Consider the following 1,132-nt stretch of genomic DNA (forward strand, 5'->3'; position numbering starts at 1 on the left):
TGTGATGACCAGTCACGTTGGTCGAGATCGTGTGACGACACGGTCTGACCTGTAGGTGGGTGAAGGCCTCCTGGTGTGGAGTGGAGCTGTCTAGAAACCGCTCCCCACCTAGGAGGCCTTCATGGCCCACGCTACCCATGCCAACGCCGCTCTGACCCCTCGCGCCAGGCTCAAGATGGCCAAACTGATCGTCGAGGAGGGCTGGGACGTCCCGCGCGCTGCCGAACGTTTCGACGTGTCGTGGAAGACCGCGAAGAAGTGGGCTGACCGCTACGAAGCCGAAGGGCCGGCCGGGATGGTCGACCGATCCTCACGTCCCCATCACCAGCCGAATCGCACTCCGGCGCCGGTGGTGCGCAAGATCGTGCACCTGCGGTGGAAGCAGCGACTCGGACCGGTCGAGATAGCCGATCGCCTCGGGATGCAGTCCTCGACCGTGTACGCGGTCCTGGTCCGGTGCCGGCTCAACAGGCTCACCCACATCGACCGTGCCACCGGGGAGCCGATCCGCCGCTACGAGCACGAGAAGCCGGGCGACTTGATCCACGTCGACGTCAAGAAGCTCGGTCGTGTCCCTGACGGCGGTGGTTGGCGCTACGTCGGGCGCCAGCAGGGCGAGAAGAACAGATCATCGACAGTCGCCCGGACCGGGATACCGCGGAACAAGTGGCGTAATCCCGTGATCGGGACCTGTTACCTGCACACCGTGATCGACGATCACTCGCGCGTCGCCTACGTCGAGGCACACGACGATGAGACCAAAGAGACAGCCACCGCTGTGCTGCGCAACGCCGTGGCCTGGTTCGCCGAACGTGGCGTCACCGTGCAACGCGTCCTGTCCGACAACGGCAGCTGCTACAAGTCCCACCTGTGGCGCGACACCTGCGCCGAGCTCGGAATCACTCCCAAGAAGACCAGGCCATACAGACCGCAGACCAACGGCAAGGTCGAACGCTTCCACCGCACCCTCGTCGAGGGCTGGGCGTTCAAGAAGTTCTACAACTCCGAATCCGCCCGACTCGCAGCCCTGCCAGGATGGGTGCACCAGTACAACCACCACCGGCCCCACTCAGCAATCGGGAAGCAGGCACCCATCACCAGGTTGGACAACCTGGCTGGGCATCACACCTAG

At 64.2% G+C, this 1,132-nt stretch carries 1 protein-coding gene; it reads left to right on the forward strand.

The window, feature by feature from the left end:
* Nucleotides 1-121 precede the first annotated feature (121 nt).
* Nucleotides 122-1,132, forward strand: a complete 1,011-nt coding sequence (locus EUA94_RS21965) for an IS481 family transposase (RefSeq protein WP_129429054.1) — start codon at nucleotides 122-124, stop codon at nucleotides 1,130-1,132.

This window comes from Nocardioides zhouii (assembly GCF_004137345.1).
Taxonomy (GTDB): domain Bacteria; phylum Actinomycetota; class Actinomycetes; order Propionibacteriales; family Nocardioidaceae; genus Nocardioides; species Nocardioides zhouii.

What these genes read in the sequence shown, in the direction of transcription:
- EUA94_RS21965 (WP_129429054.1), top strand. Translation starts at nt 122, where the DNA reads ATGGCCCACGCTACCCATGCCAACGCCGCTCTGACCCCTCGCGCCAGG.